The 16,079-nt window shown below is 69.0% G+C and carries 17 protein-coding genes; 5 read left to right on the top strand and 12 right to left on the bottom strand.

Annotated elements, in window-relative coordinates; translation table 11 throughout:
* Positions 1 to 2: 2 nt before the first annotated feature.
* Positions 3 to 512, bottom strand: a complete 510-nt coding sequence (locus ACFQ7F_RS40165) for a hypothetical protein (RefSeq protein WP_383282488.1) — start codon at positions 510 to 512, stop codon at positions 3 to 5.
* Positions 513 to 695: 183 nt separating this feature from the next.
* Positions 696 to 1,685 (bottom strand): fibronectin type III domain-containing protein, encoded by a 990-nt coding sequence (locus ACFQ7F_RS40160; protein WP_383282485.1) that lies wholly within the window; start codon positions 1,683 to 1,685, stop codon positions 696 to 698.
* A gap of 213 nt (positions 1,686 to 1,898) precedes the next feature.
* Here ACFQ7F_RS40160 and ACFQ7F_RS40155 point away from each other — a divergent pair, with 213 nt between their 5' ends.
* The gene (locus ACFQ7F_RS40155; protein WP_383282482.1) at positions 1,899 to 2,627 is read left to right on the top strand and encodes a glycoside hydrolase family 75 protein; all 729 of its coding nucleotides are present in this window, start codon (positions 1,899 to 1,901) and stop codon (positions 2,625 to 2,627) included.
* A 22-nt stretch (positions 2,628 to 2,649) separates the two neighbouring features.
* Here the strand turns inward: ACFQ7F_RS40155 and ACFQ7F_RS40150 are convergent, their stop codons facing one another.
* From ACFQ7F_RS40150 to ACFQ7F_RS40130, 5 genes are all read right to left on the bottom strand, one after another.
* Positions 2,650 to 3,060 carry a PTS-dependent dihydroxyacetone kinase phosphotransferase subunit DhaM gene (locus tag ACFQ7F_RS40150; RefSeq protein ID WP_383282479.1) on the bottom strand — a complete coding sequence of 137 codons (411 nt, stop codon included), beginning with the start codon at positions 3,058 to 3,060 and terminating at the stop codon, positions 2,650 to 2,652.
* Entirely contained in the window at positions 3,053 to 3,661 is a 609-nt protein-coding gene (gene dhaL / locus ACFQ7F_RS40145) for a dihydroxyacetone kinase subunit DhaL (protein WP_383282476.1), read from the bottom strand. The genes ACFQ7F_RS40150 and dhaL overlap by 8 nt, the downstream gene beginning before the upstream one ends.
* A 135-nt stretch (positions 3,662 to 3,796) precedes the next feature.
* Complete coding sequence (dhaK, locus tag ACFQ7F_RS40140; protein WP_383282473.1) at positions 3,797 to 4,789, bottom strand: dihydroxyacetone kinase subunit DhaK; 993 nt, start codon at positions 4,787 to 4,789, stop codon at positions 3,797 to 3,799.
* Positions 4,790 to 5,249: 460 nt separating this feature from the next.
* On the bottom strand, positions 5,250 to 6,062 hold the full coding sequence (locus tag ACFQ7F_RS40135) for an amidohydrolase family protein (RefSeq protein ID WP_383282470.1): 813 nt from the start codon (positions 6,060 to 6,062) through the stop codon (positions 5,250 to 5,252).
* Positions 6,063 to 6,317: 255 nt separating this feature from the next.
* The gene (locus tag ACFQ7F_RS40130) at positions 6,318 to 6,950 is read right to left on the bottom strand and encodes a TetR/AcrR family transcriptional regulator (protein ID WP_383282467.1); all 633 of its coding nucleotides are present in this window, start codon (positions 6,948 to 6,950) and stop codon (positions 6,318 to 6,320) included.
* A gap of 70 nt (positions 6,951 to 7,020) precedes the next feature.
* On the opposite strand from ACFQ7F_RS40130, the gene ACFQ7F_RS40125 reads away from it, so the two are divergent.
* Positions 7,021 to 7,800, top strand: coding sequence for an MBL fold metallo-hydrolase (locus tag ACFQ7F_RS40125; RefSeq protein WP_383282464.1), 780 nt, complete (start codon positions 7,021 to 7,023; stop codon positions 7,798 to 7,800).
* A 531-nt stretch (positions 7,801 to 8,331) separates the two neighbouring features.
* Here ACFQ7F_RS40125 and ACFQ7F_RS40120 read toward each other — a convergent pair.
* Positions 8,332 to 9,003 (bottom strand): DUF1524 domain-containing protein, encoded by a 672-nt coding sequence (locus tag ACFQ7F_RS40120; protein WP_383282461.1) that lies wholly within the window; start codon positions 9,001 to 9,003, stop codon positions 8,332 to 8,334.
* A gap of 166 nt (positions 9,004 to 9,169) precedes the next feature.
* On the bottom strand, positions 9,170 to 10,126 hold the full coding sequence (locus tag ACFQ7F_RS40115) for a helix-turn-helix domain-containing protein (protein ID WP_383282458.1): 957 nt from the start codon (positions 10,124 to 10,126) through the stop codon (positions 9,170 to 9,172).
* 281 nt (positions 10,127 to 10,407) lie between these two features.
* Between ACFQ7F_RS40115 and ACFQ7F_RS40110 the strand changes: the two genes are divergently transcribed.
* From ACFQ7F_RS40110 to ACFQ7F_RS40100, 3 genes are all read left to right on the top strand, one after another.
* Positions 10,408 to 11,232 (top strand): alpha/beta fold hydrolase, encoded by an 825-nt coding sequence (locus ACFQ7F_RS40110; protein ID WP_383282455.1) that lies wholly within the window; start codon positions 10,408 to 10,410, stop codon positions 11,230 to 11,232.
* 80 nt (positions 11,233 to 11,312) lie between these two features.
* Positions 11,313 to 12,152 carry an alpha/beta fold hydrolase gene (locus ACFQ7F_RS40105; RefSeq protein ID WP_383282452.1) on the top strand — a complete coding sequence of 280 codons (840 nt, stop codon included), beginning with the start codon at positions 11,313 to 11,315 and terminating at the stop codon, positions 12,150 to 12,152.
* A 14-nt stretch (positions 12,153 to 12,166) separates the two neighbouring features.
* On the top strand, positions 12,167 to 12,958 hold the full coding sequence (locus ACFQ7F_RS40100) for an alpha/beta hydrolase (RefSeq protein WP_383282449.1): 792 nt from the start codon (positions 12,167 to 12,169) through the stop codon (positions 12,956 to 12,958).
* Between the two features lie 27 nt (positions 12,959 to 12,985).
* On the opposite strand, the gene ACFQ7F_RS40095 is transcribed toward ACFQ7F_RS40100, so the two are convergent.
* Genes ACFQ7F_RS40095 through ACFQ7F_RS40085 form a run of 3 tightly spaced genes read right to left on the bottom strand, consistent with a single transcriptional unit; the run spans position 12,986 to position 15,665 of the window.
* Positions 12,986 to 14,005, bottom strand: a complete 1,020-nt coding sequence (locus ACFQ7F_RS40095) for an NAD(P)H-dependent flavin oxidoreductase (RefSeq protein WP_383282446.1) — start codon at positions 14,003 to 14,005, stop codon at positions 12,986 to 12,988.
* Between the two features lie 40 nt (positions 14,006 to 14,045).
* Positions 14,046 to 14,249 (bottom strand): hypothetical protein, encoded by a 204-nt coding sequence (locus tag ACFQ7F_RS40090; RefSeq protein WP_383282443.1) that lies wholly within the window; start codon positions 14,247 to 14,249, stop codon positions 14,046 to 14,048.
* 54 nt (positions 14,250 to 14,303) lie between these two features.
* A complete protein-coding gene (locus tag ACFQ7F_RS40085; RefSeq protein WP_383282441.1) occupies positions 14,304 to 15,665 on the bottom strand; it encodes an epoxide hydrolase family protein in 1,362 nt (453 codons plus the stop codon).
* Between the last annotated feature and the right edge of the window lie 414 nt (positions 15,666 to 16,079).

Below are 16,079 nucleotides of genomic sequence, written 5' to 3'. Positions count from 1 at the left end.
GATCAGAGCCGGTGCTGCGCGCCGCGGCGACGCAGATACCAGGCGCCTCCACCGCCGGCGGCCAGGGCCACAAGGGCCCCGCCCGCGACGAGGGTGAGCGTGCCCCGGTCCTCGCTGCCGCCGCCGAGCCCGCCCTGGACGCCGCGCGCGGGCGCCGTCGTGGACGAGGTGGTCGGCGTGGTCCCGACGGTGACCGTCTGGGAACCGGCCGCAGTGCCGTCGTCGCAGACCACCGCCACCGTATGGGTGCCGGTGGTGACGTTCTGCCAGGAGGCACTGCCGCCCGTCAGTTCCACTTGCCTTCCTTGGGCGAAACTGGCCTGGCCGTTGCTCATCAGCGCGGCCTTGCCCCCGTCGGCGCAGGCCGACGTGATGACCGTGACCGTCGTTCCCTTGGCGGTCACCGTGATCCCTCCGTCGGCGGACGCCGACGGAGCGGTCAGTGCCAGCGGAAGCGCGGCTGCGGCGGCGATGGTCAGGCCGGAGCGGACGAATATCTGAGTGGTACGCATGAGTCTGCCCTCCGGCGGCACGGGAGGCGGTACATCCCATGCGCCGCCGAGGGTCGGGGAGCGCCCGTGCTACCTGACGACGAGCCAACGTGCCGTTCGCCGGGGCCGCATGCGGACAGCCACCGGGCAGGTGACGGAATCCTTCGTACGGCCGACAGCTGAACCGCCGTCATGGGCCTCGGGTCAGCCGGTGGTGACCGTCCGTTCGGCGGAGTAGCCGCCCCACGTGCCGTCGGGAAGCTTGGCCCGGAGCTTCACGCGGTGCGTGTCACCCCGCTTCTTGCCCACGTAGAAGCTGTGCGTGGCCTTCTGGCGGGGCGCTGTACCGCCGAACACCAGCGAGGTGGCGGTCCTGCCGTCGAGGTGGATCTGATACTCCGCCACCGCGCCACCGGTGTGCGGCGGCTTCCACGTCAGGTCGATGTAGTACGCCCCGTCGGCGTGGCGGGTCTTCGCGCGGAAGTCCGCCGGCGCTGTCGCCCGCCCGTCGTCCTGACCCGCCGCGGTGGTCAGACGGACGGCGCGGCTAGCGGGCGAGGCGTTGTCGGCCGCGTCGAGCGCCTTGACGGTGAAGCGGTAGGCCGTGCCGGGACGCAGCCCCGTGACGAGGGTCGCGCGCTCGCCGCCGCCCACACTGTGGATCTTCGACGTGCCCTGATAGATCTCGTACGAGGCGACGCCCTGGTCGTCCGTCGAAGCGCCCCAGGACAGCTTCACCGCCCGGCTCCCCTCGGCCGTGCCCCGGGGAGAGCCGGGCCGCGAGGGCGGCTCACGGTCGGCGGCTGCCGCGGCGGGTGTGGTCACGGTCAGCTTCTTGCTGGCCGGGCCGACGTTGCCCTCGGCGTCACGGGCGCGGACGGTGAAGGTGTAGGCCGTGGACGGCTTCAGGCCGACGACGTCCACCATGTGCTTGCCGCTCGGCACGCGCTTGACCCTGGTGGCGCCCCGGTACACGTCGTAGCCGGTGACCGCTGTGTTGTCCGTGGCCTGGTTCCACATGACGTGGGCGGTGGTGGCACTGCCCGCCTGGACGGTGACGCCTCGGGGAGCGGCCGGGGGCTGCACATCCTTCGCCTCCTGGTCGCCGCCCCAGGCGCAGGCGGTGAGCATGCAGGCGGTGAGGGTCAGGAGGGCAGCCAGGTGGGGGGTCCGTCGCACGGTCGTGCCTTCCATTCGGGCGGCATTGGTCCGGACCTATTTGACACAGGTGTCGGGTGCACATCAAGGGGGTGTGCGTCAGAGGGTGCGAGTGCGCCGTACGGGCCCCCAGCAGTGGCCGAGGTGTACGACCCGGGACAGGTTGGGGTGTCTGGTCAGGTGCTTCCGGCTGTCGGCGGCTCCTCGTCCGACCAGCCGTCAGTTCCCTCCCAGGAAAGGCCCTTTCTCGTGCGTACCAGAAATGCGGCGCTCGCCCTCGCTGCAGGAGCCGCCCTCCTCGTCCCCGCACCCATGCCCGCGGCGGCAGATCCGCAGCAGAGCGAACCGAACCACAAGTCGGTGGGCACCAACGGGAGTTCAGCTTTCCGGGAAGGGTCCGTGCCCGCAGCCGCACTCCTCGCGAAGGCCGGATCCTGTAGACAGGTCTCGCGCGGCAAGTACCGAACGGACGACGGCGCCGCCGAGAGCATCCCCGTCTGCGGCAAGCGGGGCGCGGTGTTCTGGAAGGCCGACATGGACATCGACTGCGACGGCAGGCCGAGCAGGGCCTGCAACCGGCGTACGGACCCGATGTTCCAGAACGCCACGGCGTTCCAGGAATCCAACGGCCGTCAGCTGAGCGCGGAGCACCTGCCGTACATCGTCGTGCCGGGCGTGAGCCGCCACTGGAGCCACACGGAGCACGGCATCACGGGCGGCTCGGTGGCCGCCGTGATCCACGAGGGCAAGGTTCTGTACGCCGTCGTCGGCGACACGGGCCCCACCGACCTCATCGGCGAGGCGTCGTACGCGGCGGCGAAGTCGCTGGGCATCAACCCCGACCCCAGATCGGGCGGCACCGATGCGGGCGTCACGTACATCGTCTTCGACGGGCCCAAGGCATCTCCGGTCGAAGACCACCGGGCCGCGGTCACCCAGGGTGACGCGCTGGCCCGGCAGTTCCTCCGTCAGAACTGACCGGCGGGCCCGCTGAGGGGCTTCACACCTTCCGGTAGGAGTACGCCTCCGAGGCCGCGGCCTCCACCGCGTCGACGTCGGCGCCCGCCGAAGCGGCCACCATCGCCGCTACCGCGCCCTCCACGAACGGTGCGTCCACCAGGCGGGCACCGTCCGGGAGCTCGTCGCCATCGGCGAGCAGCGTCTTCACGGTGAGGACCGCGCTGCCGAGGTCGGTGAGGATCGCGATGCCCGCGCCGCGGTCCACCTTCGCGGCGGCCTGGGCGATGAGCTCCGAGCTGGTGCCGAGGCCACCGTCCTCGGTGCCGCCCGCCGGGGCCACGGGTGCGGTCGCCCCACCGCCCGCAAGGCCCGTGGCCAGTGCGGCGACGGATTCGGCGACGGGTCCGCTGTGCGAGACCAGGACGATGCCGACCAGCTTGTCGTCACTCATGGCCGGCCTCCGCGGTCTGTGCGAGCGCGTCGAAGAGGAGCGCGGATGAGGTCGCCCCGGGGTCCTGGTGCCCGATGCTGCGCTCGCCCAGATAACTGGCCCGCCCCTTGCGTGCCTGCAGGGGCGTCGTGGCGAGTGCGCCTTCGTTGGCGGCGTCGCGCGCCGCGCCGAAGGACTCCGCGAGCGCGTCGACCGCGGGGACGAGGGCGTCCAGCATGGTCTTGTCGCCGGGGGCGGCGCCACCGAGGGCGCTGACCGCGTCGACGCCTGCGCGCAGCGCGTCGGCGAACTCCTGCTCGCTGACCTCGGCGGCGTCACCGAGAGCCTTGCCGGTACGCCGGAGCAACGTCCCGTAGAGCGGCCCCGAGGCGCCCCCCACGGTCGAGATCAACTGCCGCCCGGCCAGAGTCAGTACGGCCCCGGGCGTGGCGGGCGCCTCCTTCTCCAGAGTGGCCGCCACGGCGGTGAACCCACGCTGCAGGTTGCTGCCGTGGTCGGCGTCGCCGATCGGCGAGTCCAGCTCGGTGAGCCGGGACGCCTCCTGGTCGACGAGTGCGGCGGCCGAGGCCAGCCACCGGCGGAAGAATGCGGAGTCGAGCACGGAAACTCCTTGCGCGATAGAACAGTTGGGTACGAATGCCACGAGCCGCACGTGATGGCTCGCATGTGACGACTCGCATGTCGCATGTGACGACGACTCGTACGTGATGACTCGTACGTGATGACCGCCGGGAGATCAACTACCCCAGCGAAGCCCGGCCGTACGCACCGGAGCGTTCCAGAGGCGCAGCAGCTCCTCGTCGACCTGACACAGGGTGACGGAGGCCCCGGCCATGTCCAGCGAGGTCACGTAGTTGCCGACCAGCGTGTGCGCCACGACGACGCCGCGCTCGGCGAGGACGCGCTGGACCTCGGCATTGAAGCCGTACAGCTCAAGCAGGGGAGTGGCCCCCATGCCGTTGACGAGCACGAGCACAGGATTATGAGGACTGAGATCCTGGAGTACGGCGTCCACCGCGTACTCCGCGATCTCGCTGGACGTCATCATCGGACGCCGCTCACGCCCGGGCTCGCCATGGATGCCGACGCCGAGCTCCAGCTCGCCGGTGGGCAGATCAAAGGTGGGGCTGCCCTTGGCCGGCGTGGAACAAGCGCTCAGGGCGACCCCGAAACTCCGCGCGTTCTCGTTCACCTGCCGCGCGATCGCCTCGACCCGCTCGAGCGGCATGCCCTCTTCGGCAGCCGCGCCCGCGATCTTCTCGACGTAGAGAGTCGCCCCGGTGCCGCGCCGCCCGGCCGTGTACAGACTGTCGGTGACGGCCACGTCGTCATTGACCAGCACCTTGGCGACCTGAATGCCCTCGTCCTCGGCGAGCTCGGCGGCCATGTCGAAGTTGAGGACGTCCCCCGTGTAGTTCTTCACGACGAACAGCACCCCCGCCCCACTGTCCACGGCGGCAGCGGCCCGCACCATCTGGTCCGGCACGGGCGAGGTGAACACCTCACCGGGACAGGCGGCCGACAACATCCCCGGCCCCACGAACCCGCCGTGCAGCGGCTCATGCCCGGACCCTCCGCCGGAGACGAGGGCCACCTTCCCGTCGACCGGGGCGTCCCTGCGTACGATCACGCGGTTCTCCACGTCGATCGTCAGGTCGGGATGCGCGGCCGCCATGCCTCGCAGCGCGTCCGCCACGACGGTCTCCGCGACGTTGATCAGCATCTTCATGGGTACCTCCTGGTGAGATGAGCAATTAAGCCTCTGGCCTGTGTCTTTCCAGGTCAAGCCAGATGTGTCCACTTCTCGATCTTGGCGGCTCTCAGCGGTCGGGGGCAGGAGCCGGCGGGGCTGATGCTGACCTGTTGCTGACTTTCCGGGCGTTGCTGAGATGTTCGAACCTGAGGTCATTATCGAGGGAACGGCGCAAAGCGGCACGGGCTGTGGTCGAACTGTTCGGACAGGCGCCTGCCCTGCTTGATGGATCAGGACACCACGGCTCGCACAGTTTCGGACGTGAGTCGGGTGAGCGTGGCGCCGACCTGTTCGCTGCTCACTCGTCGAGCGGTCCAAGCAGTGACGCGGCCTGGCCATGCGGACCGACGAGCTCGCTCTCGCCTGTCAGGCCGCTGTCAGGCCGCACTCCACCTCGCAGCGATTCTCATATGGGCCCGGCGGTCACCCGGTGAGGTCAGAGGCTGAAGATCCGTCGGGCGTTGCCGAACAGGAACAGGTCGGTGGTCTCCTCGTCCAGGCCGAGTTCACTGAGGTGCTCCAGCGCCTGGCCGGGGGTGATCATGGGGTAGTTGGTGCCGAACAGCACCTTCCTGCGGCCCCGGCCGCGCAGGTGATCGACCAGCTCACGCGGGTAACGGCGGGCGGTGTAGGCGCTGGTGTCGATGTACACATTGGCGTGTTTGTCGGCCACCGCGATCATCTCCGTGGTCCACGGATATCCGATGTGCCCACACACGATGGTCAGTTCGGGGAAGTCGAGCGCGACCTGGTCGATGTAGGGGATGGGGCGGCCGGTTTCTGACGGACGTAGCGGGCCGGTGTGCCCGACCTGGGTGCAGAAGGGGATGCCGAGGTCGACGCAGGCGGCGTACAGCGGGTAGTACAACCGGTCGGTGGGCGGAAGTTCCCAGAGCCAGGGCACGATCCGCAGGGCCACGAAGCCGAGTTCCTCGACGGCACGGCGCAGTTCTCGCACGGCCTGGACGGGCCGGGTGAGGTCTGCGCCGGCCACCCCGCGCAGCCGCCCCTCGGACTGTGCGACGAATTCGGCCACCTCGTCGTTGCTGATCAGCGGCCCCTGGGGCCCGTACCAGGCCGCCGAAAGACCGATCTCGACATCAGCCGCGCCCATGGCGGCCAACGTCGCCTTGACCGGCAACGGCTCCTCCAGCAGTCCCCGTCCGGTCCACCGGCGCAGCGACTCGAACATCTCGTGGTTGGAGTGACGGAGCGTGGGATGCTGCATCCACGCATCGATGACCGGCATCAGACTCCCTTGCCTCTCTCCCCGGCCGCTGGCCATACTGCACCCGAGCGGCTAAGCGATCGCTTACCGCGACCCTAGCCTCTGCGTGCCGTACACAACCACCCCTCAAGCGGCCCGCTTCATGCACCAAAGAGACACGCTCTGGCCAGCTCCAGCCGCGCGCACAACGGGCATCCCGGCGACCTGTCCGATGAACGCCGGGAGCTGATCGAACCCGTACTCACCACCTGGCGGGCCCGGCGCCGGTCGGCCGGTTCACAGCAGGGTGGCGGTGAGCATGTCGGAAAGCCACTGCTGGTAGGTGGCGCCGTCCCACCCGGCCTCGGCGGTGAGCTTGGTGAACAGCGGTGTCCCGGTGAGGGCCCAGCAGGCGTCGGTGACATGCGCCGGGTCTGTGCCGGCCCGCAGCGCACCGCGGTCGGCGAGGTGGTCGATGAAGGTTCGGACCGAGATCCGCCGCTCCTGCTCGCCGGCCGCAAGCACGGCAGCCCCCTCCGGGCCGGTCTGAGCCAGCAGGGTGGCCAGGGGCGTCACCCGTTCATGGATGGCCCGGACACACCCGGCGTACAGCCACATCTTCGCCGCGGGCTCGTCGGCGGCGAGCACCTGGCGGGCCTGCTCTCGGTCGATCATCGCCACCGGCTCGTCATCGCCCGCCAAGGTGATGTCCCACAGCGCCTTGATAAGTCCTTGTTTGCTGCCGAACGTCTTGTAGACGGTTTCGGCGGACACGCCGGCGCGGTCGGCGACCGCCCGGATGGTAGTGGCCTTATAGCCGTCGGCGGTCAGCATTTCGCCGAACGCGCCCACCACTGCCGCGCGGGTGCGGCGCGCGGCGGCGGCGCGTCGCTGCGAGTCGTACGGCTTGCGGCCGGGTGTCGATGGCATGAAACGCGTCCCCCACAAATTAGATACAGTTCACTGTAGCCAAATTTCACTCCGCAGCAGTGAGGGCATCATGTCGCGTCGCACGCAGCTCGCTCCGGCCCAGCAGGTCGCACCTTCGGTCGGGCGCCTCGGCGACGACACGGTGAACTTCTATCTGGTCGACCATCCCGACGGCCTGGTCCTGATCGACGCCGGGCTCCCGGGCCACCTGGGACAACTGCAGGAGCATCTGACGCGCTCCGGCAGGTCCATGTCCGACATCCGCGCGGTGCTGCTCACCCACGGCCACCTCGACCACACCGGCCTGGTCACAGCCACGCAGCAGGCGGGCGCCGACATCTGGATCCACGAGGCGGACGCGGCGATCCTCGCCGACGGACCGCGCAGCTCCATGCGCCACGCCAAACCGGAACGCTCCATGCTGCCGTACCTGCTGCGCCGGCCCGCCGCGATCAGCGGCCCACTGCACCTGGCCCGGATGGGAGGCTTCAGCGGGAAACCGGTGCACGGCGTGCGCACATTCCACGGCGACCACCGCCTCGACGAACTTCCCGGCCGGCCCCAGGCCATCGAGCTGCCCGGACACACCCAGGGCACCGTCGCCTACCACTTCCCCACGCTCGGAGCGCTGTTCACCGGCGACGCCCTGGTCACCCGCGAGGACATGACCGGCCACACCGGCCCCTCCCTCGTCTCCCGCAGCTTCACCCACGACAGCGCCACCGCACTCGCCTCCCTCGACCGGCTCGCCGAACTGCCCATGGCACTGCTCCTGCCCGGCCACGGAGCTCCGTTCACCGACGGCCCCCAAGCCGCCGCCACGCAGGCCCGCCACACCGGACGACACTGACATCCGCACACCTGCGCCGGGACACGCTAGTTGGGACCGTGAGGGGGCGGTGACCTGGCGGTTCGAGCCTCGCGGGACAGGCTGACTGGAACCACGTGGCCGGGCTTCTTGGAGCCGACGGTGAATTGCCGTTCAGGTGGGAACCGGTGTCGGGGGCGACAATTGTTTCGGATGTGGGTTCGGTGCGCGTGGCGCGGTCGGCAGGCGGCCGGGGCTCGCGTCGCAGGCCCAGGTCACGCCCGTACCCTGAGGGAGCTTGTCGCCGCGCCGCACTCCGGGAGTCCACTTTGACCACCACGCCGCTCCCGTCGCTCCCGTCGCTCCTGGAGGAGTACCCGGTCGTCGCCAGCATCAAGGACGAGGGCGATCTCGACGCGTGCTGCGCTCCGACTGCCGCATCGTCTTCCTGCTCTACGGCACCGTCGCCTGGAGAGCGTCTACCGCGACGTACGCGGCCACACGGACGCGATCTACCGGCGGAGCTCTGACGTTTTCGGATAGGCGGGTACGGTCGCCCACCCGTAGGTCAGGTCAGTGGGGGACGGCCGTGTAGAGGACGGAGGTGTTCTTGCACTCGCCGTCCGCGAACACCGCGAGGGCGTCGAGCTCGGCCGGGTTCGATGCCAGGTCCCAGCGCATTTTGGTGGACACCCAGTCGGAGAGGTAGCGGCAGTGCGCGGAGGGCAGCGGCGGCATCCACCCGGAGGGGTCCTGGCCTGCCCTGGAGCGGTTGCTGCGTTCGGTGACGGCTACCAGACCGGCGGGCGCGGCCTGGTCGTTGGCGTAGTCCTCACGGCGCTCCGCGCTCCAGCCGGAGGCACCCGAAGCCCAGGCTTCCGCGAGCGGCACCGTGTGGTTGACGGCCAGCTTGTCCGGGTCGTCGACTTCCTGGTTGTCGTAGTACGAGACCCACTCGCCGTCGCTGAGCGTGCAGTTCTTGCCGACCTCGGGGGCCTCTTCGGCCTCGGCGATGAGGACTTCGGCGCGGGTGTCGCAGCCGTCGCTCTTGTCGAGGCCGGCATTCCAGTGCTTGAAACGGCTACGGGTGTAGCCCTCGTGCCGCTCACCGGCGACCGGGAGCCGGTGCAGGGCGTCGGCCAGCGTGGTGACCTCGGTGGTCTGCGCGGGGGCGGGTGCGGGGGTGAGGAGAGGGACGAGGGACAGGGAGAGCGCGGCGAGGCCGCGCACGACGTTCTTGATCATGCCTGCAGGCATAGCGGGCCGCGGGCTGCGAAAGGTGGCGCACGGCGGCCGATCCGGCCAGTCAGGTCAAGAGATTCACTGCAGAAACGTATCGGGCCGCCCGCACTGGCAACGAGCATCTTGACCGCCAGTGGCAGCGCGGTGGTCTCCAGTCCGCTGTCGGCGGTCAACGCCGGGGTGTTCGAAGAGGCTCGTCGGGGGGAGGGGAGCCTGCCGGGTGGTGGAGGCGGCGCCATTGGCGGGGTGTGGCGCCGTAGGTCTGGTGGAACCGGCGGGAGAAGTAGGCGGGGTTGGTGAAGCCCCAGGACCGGGCGATGGCCTCGATCGTGCGGTGGGCGTGCTCGGGCGTGCCCAGATCGCGGCGGGTGCCTTCCAGACGCCGTCGGATGATCCATTTCTCCAGGCCGAGGCCGCCTTGCTCACACAGCCGGTAGAGGGTTCGTTCGGATATGTTGTGGGCCGCTGCGATGCGGTGGGGGGTGAGTCCGGGGTCTCTCAGATGCGCGCGGATGTAGGCGAGGACGCGAGTCAGGAGCGTGTCCTCCGAGACCGACCGCTGGGTGGCGTCGTCGGCGGCCACCGAGACGATCAGGGCGCGGGTGAGCTCCAGGGTGGCGGAGGCGAGCGCCTCGGCTCCGGGGCCGACGCTGAGCTGGTCGGCGCGGTCATACAGACCTCGTATGTGATGCAGTAGCAACGGCACGACATTGCTGCGCTGCGGGAGCGGTGTCGCGGCCCGGATCTGGTGTTCGGGCAGGCCCAGACGCTCGGTGTCCACCATGAACGCGACGGACAGTCCGGCCCCGGACCACGCGTATTCGTGGCCTGCGGTCCTGTGTGCCAGAGCCAGGGTGTCCGGCCCCACGTGCTGCTCATGGCCGTTCCAGGTGAAGATCCCCGTCCCCTCGCTCTGGGTGATGACCGACACGGTGTCCACCGAGTCGAATCGGGCGTGCCGCGGGGTGCGCCAGACGTGCATGCCGGAGCCGCGTGTGGCGAACAGGGTCAGCGGACCGAAGTCCCAGACTTCCACTGTCCTGCTGCCGCTCTCTCCGACGGCCGCGGCCTCGAAGGCCTCGATCCGGTCGGTGGCAGGTAAGTCCTCCGTGTCCAAGACCAGCATGGTCCCCCCAGGGCGCGGCAGCGGCCCTTCCGCTGCTGTGCGGTCGCCAGAATTCTTCAGCACCGGAGGCGGGTTGGACAGGCAGGCCCATGTCTCGCTGGGCCACCCGGAACCGGTACTTCACCTCGCGCCACAGCAGTCACCGGTACGGACGGTGCCTTGGCGCGCAGGGAACAGTTCTCGGCGGGCACGGTAAAGAACCTCGACCGAGGTACTGCCACGATCTGCCTCACCTGAGTCGGCCACCGCGGCCGACACCGACTGCTGAAGGGTGCGCTCTCATGGGCAACTTCATCACGACGCACGACGGCACAGGGATCTTCTACAAGGACTGGGGCAGCGGGCAGCCGGTGGTGTTCAGCCACGGCTGGCCGTTGAACGCCGACGCCTGGGACGACCAACTGCACCTGGTCGCCTCGCACGGCTACCGTGCGATCGCGCACGACCGGCGCGGCCACGGCCGCTCCGGTCAGCCGTGGAACGGCAACGACATGGACACGTACGCCGACGACCTCGCCCAGCTGATCGAGACTCTCGACCTGCGCGAGGTCGTGTTGGTGGGCCACTCGACGGGCGGCGGTGAAGTGACCCGCTACATCGGCAGGCACGGTACGTCCCGGATCGCCAAGACCGTCCTCCTTGGCGCGGTCCCGCCCCTCATGCTCAAGACCGGCACCAACCCGCAGGGCCTGCCGATCGAGACGTTCGACGCCATGCGTGCGGGCGTGTCGGAGGACCGGTCACAGTTCTACAGGGAGCTGAGCCTGCCCTTCTACGGATTCAACCGGCCCGGTGCGAAGGTCTCGCAGGGTGTGTCGGACGCGTTCTGGCTGCAGAGCATGCAGGTCGGGCTCAAGGGCGCCCTCGACTGCATCCGCGCGTTCTCCGAGACCGACTTCACCGAGGACCTGGGGCGCTTCGACATCCCCACCTTCATCGCCCACGGCGACGACGACCAGATCGTCCCGATCGTGGCCGCAGGACTGGAGTCGGCCAAGCTCGTCAAGGACGCGACGCTGAAGGTGTATCCGGGTGCCCCGCACGGTCTCGTGGGCGCGCACAAGAGCGAGTTCAACGCCGACCTGCTGGCGTTCCTCGCCTCCTGATCCGCGCCGCCCGCCGGTACATCCGCACTGCCCGCCGGTACATCCGCACCGTCCGACCCTCCTGTCCGAAAGGGTTAGTCATGCGTGTTCCAGCACCGCGCCGTCTGTTGACGGCACTGGCCGCCGCCGTTCTCATCGTCGCCGGCGCGGTCTCCGCCCAGGCGACCTCCCATGGAGCCGTTGGAGCCGTGCAGGCCGAGGAGAAGGGGCCGAAGCCGACCGTCGTCCTTGTGCACGGGGCGTTCGCCGACGCCTCCGGCTTCAACGACACGATCGCTCTGCTGCAGAAGGCGGGCTTCCCGGTCATCGCGCCCGCCAACCCGCTGCGGGATGCCGCGGACGACGCCGCGTACATCTCCAGCGTCCTTGACACCATTGACGGCCCGGTCATCCTGGCGGCCCACTCCTACGGCGGATTCGTCATCACCAACGCCGCCCGCGGGCACGCCGGCGTCAAGGCATTGGTGTACATGGGAGCGTTCGCGCCGGACAAGAGTGAGAGCGCGCTGCAGCTGGCGGACCAGTTCCCCGGCAGTGAGCTGGGCAGCGCCCTGATCACCCGGCCGTACCCGGTGCCCGGCGGCGATCCGGGCACCGACGGCTACATCGATCCCGCGAAGTTCCGGGCCGTGTTCGCTCCCGACCTGCCCGCCTCCCAGGCCCGTCTCATGGCGGTCACCCAGCGCCCCGGCAGCGTTCAGGGCCTGAGCGGCGCCAGCGGTGCTCCCGCCTGGAAGACGATCCCGTCCTGGTATCTGATCCCGACCGAGGACAGGGTCATCCCGCCCGCCGCCCAGCGGTTCATGGCCAAGCGCGCAGGCAGCAAGGTGACCGAGATCCGGTCCTCGCACGTGGTCATGATCTCCCACCCGGAAGCCGCCGCGAAGATCATCAAGTCGGCCTACACCGCAACCCGTTGAAGGAGCGAAGACTCATGAAACCGGACACGATCGTCCTCGTCCACGGCTTCTGGGTGACACCCCGCAGCTGGGAACAGTGGATCACTCACTACCAGGCCCAGGGTTTCAGGGTGCTCGCCCCGGCCTACCCCGGTTTCGAGGGAGAGGTGGAGGCACTCAACGCCGACCCCACCCCGATCGAGGAACTCACCGTCCCCTCCATCATCGCGTCACTGGAGAAGCTGATCGACGGCCTCGGTACGCGGCCGATCATCATGGGCCATTCCGCCGGCGGAGTGTTCACCCAGATCCTGCTCGACCACGGATACGGCAGCGCCGGAGTGGCCATCAACTCCGCACCCACCGAAGGGGTGGTGACGGTTCCGCTGTCGCAGCTGAAGGCCACATTCCCGGTCCTGAAGAACCCGGCAAACCGGCACAAGGCCGTCGGACTCACCTACGACCAGTGGCGCTACGCCTTCACCAACACCTTCCCCGAGGACGAGTCCCGGGCCCTGTACGAGCGCTATCACATCCCCGCGTCCGGCCATGTGTTCTGGGGCAGCGCGCTCGCCAACATCCACCCGGGTCATGCCGATTCGTACGTGAACTACCGCAACGACGACCGGGCTCCACTGCTGTTCATCTCGGGCGAGCACGACCATCTGATGCCGCCGAAGATCCAGCAGTCCAACGCCAAGCACTACAAGTCGAACACCGTCACCGAGATCGTCGAGTATCCGGGACGGTCCCATCTGATGCCCGCCCAGAACGGTTGGGAGGAGATCGCCGACCACGCCCTGGCATGGGCCCTCGACCACACCTGACCAACCGGGAGGCCTTCTGCCGGCCTCTCAGGGTTGCCTTCGGGTCGTCAGGACGCGCTCGGCTTCGCCCATCACCTCCCGGACGATGTCTCCGGCGGGCTTGATGTCGTGGACGAGGCCGACGCCCTGTCCCATCAGCCACGGCATCTCCTCCCAGTCGGCCTCGGTCCCGGGCACGGGCGGCAGCACGTTGAACTTGCGCAGCACGGTCTCCTCCCCCTGGAAGAGCGTGGTGCCGACCTGTTCGAGGTTGTCACGGGCGGTCGGCACCTGATCCAGCCGGTCGTTCCACTCGTCCACCACGCGGTCGCGCTGTACCCGCATCGGATTGAACTCCGGCCACTCGGGGCCGAAGATCCCGCTGCGTACCGTGCCCTCGCCCTGTGCGGCGATCAGTCGGCGGTGGTGTTCGGGATGGACCTGCGCCTCGCGCGAGGCGACCAGACGCGTACCCACCCACACCCCGTCGGCGCCCAGGCACAGAGCCGCGGCGACCTGGCGTCCGTCGGTGATCCCGCCCGCCGCGAGGACGAGCGCGCGGTCCGCCACGGCGTCCACGACCGCGGGCACGCCGACCATGGTGGGGAGCCCGCCGTAATTGTGCCCTCCGGCCTCCCAGCCCTGGGCGACGACGACCTCCACGCCATCATCGACCGCCCGCCTGGCCGCGTCGGCCGAGCCGACCTGCTCCCACACCGACACCCCCGCCTCGCGCAGCTGCTCGAGCTGGCCGGCCGACGGGTGGCCCCAGTGGAAGGAGACGATCGGCACCCGCTCCTCCGTGCAGACACGCACATGCTCGGTGTTGTCGAAGTACGTGATGAGGTTGATGTGGAACGGAGCGCCGCCCACGCCCTTCCGTATCTCATGGATCACCTGCCGGAGCGTGTCCGGGGGCATGAGCCCTGCCCCCACCGCGCCGATGCCGCCGGCGTTGGAGACGGCCACCGCCAGCTCGGACGTACCGCCCGCGAAGGCCATCCCGGCGCAGACGAACGGGTACGGGACGGCGAACCTCTCGGTGAGTCTGGTGGAGAGCACACTCATGTCGGCTTCCTTTCCGGGCTGTGCCTTCAGGGCTCACAGTTCACAGTTCAGGGTTCCGCGACCCGCGACCCGCAACCCGCAACCCCTCGATCCCGTGGACGCGAAGGTCGGGGCCCACGACGGAGAGCGGGCGCGCGCTCTCGTCCTCGGACAGCCTGGCCGTCAGCACGCAGCCGGCGATACCCGCGCCGACCACGATGAAGTCATGTTCCGGCACGTTCATCCCCTGCTTCGCCGTACTCATCGACCCAGTACTCCTGGCTCGCCGGCGGTTCCGCACGCAGGGAGCGTATGTTCCTCAGCGCAGTGGCCTGAAGGCCGCGCGGATCTCCTGTGAGAACAGACGCGGCTGCTCCCATGCGGCGAAGTGGCCGCCCTTGTCGACCTCGTTCCAGTAGATGAGGTTGCCGTAGGCCCGCTCTCCCCAGCTCCGAGGCGCGGGGTAGATTTCGGCAGGGAACACCGTGACCGCCACGGGGACGGCCGGAATGTCGACGGCGTCGAAGGGGCCACCGCCACCGCGCGCGGATTCCCAGTAGAGCCGGGATGACGATGCCCCGGTATTGGTCAGCCAGTACAGGGAGATGGCATCGAGCATCTCGTCGTAGGTGAGAACCTTCTCGGGCTCGCCGCCGCTGTCGGTCCATTCCGCGAACTTGTCGTAGTTGAACGCCGCCATTCCGACAGGGGAATCGGCAAGTGAGTAGCCGATCGTCTGCGGGCTCTGGTTCATCATCGCCGCGTATCCGTAGCCGTCGCGGTAAAAGTGCAACAGCCGGTCGTACGCGGCCTTCTCGCGCTCCGAAAGCCTTTCGGGTGCGGGGTCGAAGTTGCGCAGGTGCCTGATGACGGCCGGTGGCACGGTTCCGGGCATGTTGACGTGAATGCCGAGAAGGCCGTGGGGGTGTTGTATCCCGAGCTGGTGCGAAATGGCCGCACCCCAGTCGCCGCCCTGGGAGACGTACTTCCGGTAACCGAGCCGCTGCATGAGCGCGTGGAATGCCCGTGCCGTCCGTACGGGATTCCAGCCGGTCGCTGTCGGCTTGGCCGAGAAGCCGTATCCCGGCAGTGTCGGAAGGACGAGATGAAAGGCGTCCCTGGCCCGTCCGCCGTGAGCCGTGGGGTTGGTGAGCGGTCCGATCACCTTCAGCATCTCGATGATCGAGCCGGGCCAGCCGTGTGTCATGAGCATCGGCAGGGCGTCGGCATGCGGAGAGCGGATGTGGGCGAACTGGATTTTCAGACCGTCGAGTTCGGTGATGAACTGCGGCAGTGCGTTGAGCTTGGCTTCGACCTTGCGCCAGTCGTAGTCGGAGCCCCAGTACTCGACCAGAGGGCGGAGCTTCGCCAGCTGGACGCCCTGGGTACGGTCGTCGACGGTCTCTTCTTCCGGCCAGCGCGTGTCCCGCAGGCGGCGTCGAAGCGCGGTGATCTCCTTCTGCGGGACCTCGATGCGGAAGGGGCGGACACCATCGATGGGCTGCACGGGGCCCACTGAGCCGACTGCCTCCGCTGCGGAGAGGGCTGTCGGCTCGCCCGCCGTTGCTCCCTGCGCCCTGAGGGGAAAGCCGAGTTGGGCGGCGACGGCACCACCGGCCGCGAGGCCGAGCAGTCGCCGACGGTCTGTGTTGATCCGACCGGTATTCTCATTCGCACTCATCGGAAGCTCCTTCTCCCGGTGGCGGATGGTGGTCCGCTTCACCGCTGAGTGGGGAATCTTGGATGCGCCCGGAATCCGCTGTGAAGGTCGCCGCTTCAACTTTTCGGAGGAAGAAGGGCGAGGTGCCTTTTCGGTCTCGTCCGCTCCGCTCGCCGACAAGGCCGCGAAAGTTGCGGCAGCTGCGAAGCAGACACAATCAACGTCCGTTTCTTGTGACTCAGGCCTACGTTAGGACCTCAATCGCCGCCCTTTGAGTGCCTTTTCGGCATTCCGTCAGGAATCACTCATGTGTCTAACAGGCCGCGCACGCACCGGGTACGCCGGACGGACACCGTGTCCACGACCGGCCCGCAGGCCACACCACCCGGCATCCGACGCCACACGGTCGGAGGGGCCGCGAGCAGCGGCCGGGGC

The organism is Streptomyces sp. NPDC056486, assembly GCF_042795295.1.
In the GTDB taxonomy this organism is placed as follows: domain Bacteria; phylum Actinomycetota; class Actinomycetes; order Streptomycetales; family Streptomycetaceae; genus Streptomyces.
This window is presented reverse-complemented; position numbering and strand designations above follow the sequence as displayed.

Coding starts and splice junctions, on each gene's coding strand:
- ACFQ7F_RS40135 (WP_383282470.1), bottom strand. CDS start 6,062: ATGCCGGTCATCGATGCGTGGATGCAGCATCCCACGCTCCGTCACTCC.
- ACFQ7F_RS40100 (WP_383282449.1), top strand. CDS start 12,167: ATGAAACCGGACACGATCGTCCTCGTCCACGGCTTCTGGGTGACACCC.
- ACFQ7F_RS40115 (WP_383282458.1), bottom strand. CDS start 10,126: ATGCTGGTCTTGGACACGGAGGACTTACCTGCCACCGACCGGATCGAG.
- ACFQ7F_RS40085 (WP_383282441.1), bottom strand. CDS start 15,665: ATGAGTGCGAATGAGAATACCGGTCGGATCAACACAGACCGTCGGCGA.
- ACFQ7F_RS40165 (WP_383282488.1), bottom strand. CDS start 512: ATGCGTACCACTCAGATATTCGTCCGCTCCGGCCTGACCATCGCCGCC.
- ACFQ7F_RS40090 (WP_383282443.1), bottom strand. CDS start 14,249: ATGAGTACGGCGAAGCAGGGGATGAACGTGCCGGAACATGACTTCATC.
- ACFQ7F_RS40150 (WP_383282479.1), bottom strand. CDS start 3,060: ATGAGTGACGACAAGCTGGTCGGCATCGTCCTGGTCTCGCACAGCGGA.
- ACFQ7F_RS40095 (WP_383282446.1), bottom strand. CDS start 14,005: ATGAGTGTGCTCTCCACCAGACTCACCGAGAGGTTCGCCGTCCCGTAC.
- ACFQ7F_RS40120 (WP_383282461.1), bottom strand. CDS start 9,003: ATGATCAAGAACGTCGTGCGCGGCCTCGCCGCGCTCTCCCTGTCCCTC.
- dhaK (WP_383282473.1), bottom strand. CDS start 4,789: ATGAAGATGCTGATCAACGTCGCGGAGACCGTCGTGGCGGACGCGCTG.
- ACFQ7F_RS40110 (WP_383282455.1), top strand. CDS start 10,408: ATGGGCAACTTCATCACGACGCACGACGGCACAGGGATCTTCTACAAG.
- ACFQ7F_RS40105 (WP_383282452.1), top strand. CDS start 11,313: ATGCGTGTTCCAGCACCGCGCCGTCTGTTGACGGCACTGGCCGCCGCC.
- ACFQ7F_RS40125 (WP_383282464.1), top strand. CDS start 7,021: ATGTCGCGTCGCACGCAGCTCGCTCCGGCCCAGCAGGTCGCACCTTCG.
- ACFQ7F_RS40130 (WP_383282467.1), bottom strand. CDS start 6,950: ATGCCATCGACACCCGGCCGCAAGCCGTACGACTCGCAGCGACGCGCC.
- ACFQ7F_RS40160 (WP_383282485.1), bottom strand. CDS start 1,685: ATGGAAGGCACGACCGTGCGACGGACCCCCCACCTGGCTGCCCTCCTG.